The organism is Virgibacillus carmonensis, from assembly GCF_057836705.1.
This window is the reverse complement of sequence record NZ_JBYQFJ010000134.1, coordinates 1-740: the sequence shown is the minus strand read 5'-3', so window position 1 is coordinate 740 and position 740 is coordinate 1. Positions and strand designations below refer to the sequence as shown.

Here is a 740-nt window from a genome sequence, read left to right as displayed (position 1 = left end):
AATCCGAACTCGAAAAAAGGCGTTGAACAGAATTATGGGCTTATTGGAAGAAGACATTAATAATGGGAAACCAGTAAAAGTAGCAATCATTCACGGAAACGCCGAACAAAAGGCGCTTGAAATGAAACGGGAATTGGAAGAAAAACATCCTTCAATTGATTGCCAAATCAGTTATTTTGGCCCCGTTATCGGTACCCATTTAGGGTCGGGTTCAATCGGTATTGGCTGGTATATAGTCTAGCTAATTGTGGAGCCGTACGAACGGCTTCACACCATTAATATAAGGAGAGTGTGCCATGAACGAACTAACCCCCTTTGATCCACATTCTGAGCTGACATTAGCTTTGCGCTATTCCGGCAAATTATTGCTTCGGAAGGAAATCCCCCTCGACCATGCAACATTTCAACAACTGCTCAATCAACAACAATTTATTCCCCATGCTTCCATCATCAGGAAATTTAGCGGTCCTAAATGCAATCGATGCAACAATCAAAAACGTTCATTATTTGGAATAATTCCCTGCCAAATTTGTCGTAAACAGCATCTCTATTGCCGGAAATGTATTGAGATGGGTAGGGTGCTGGAATGTGAATCACTATACAGTTGGCAAGGATCAAAACCGGACTGGCTAAGCCATGCTAATCCGTGTTCGTGGATTGGCGAACTGACTAAGCGCCAAAAGTTAGCCAGTGAGCGGATTGTTGAGGCTGTAACCAATCTTGAAAAAGAACTTCTCATT

Annotated in this window: 1 protein-coding gene and 1 pseudogene; both read left to right on the top strand. The window is 42.4% G+C overall.

What is annotated here, in order from left to right; translation table 11 throughout:
• Positions 1–241 (top strand): DegV family protein (locus AC3G7N_RS20925; protein ID WP_489424084.1); only part of this gene is annotated, 241 nt, incomplete at its 5' end.
• Between the two features lie 55 nt (positions 242–296).
• A pseudogene (locus tag AC3G7N_RS20920) lies at positions 297–740 on the top strand (DNA/RNA helicase); the annotation flags it as partial.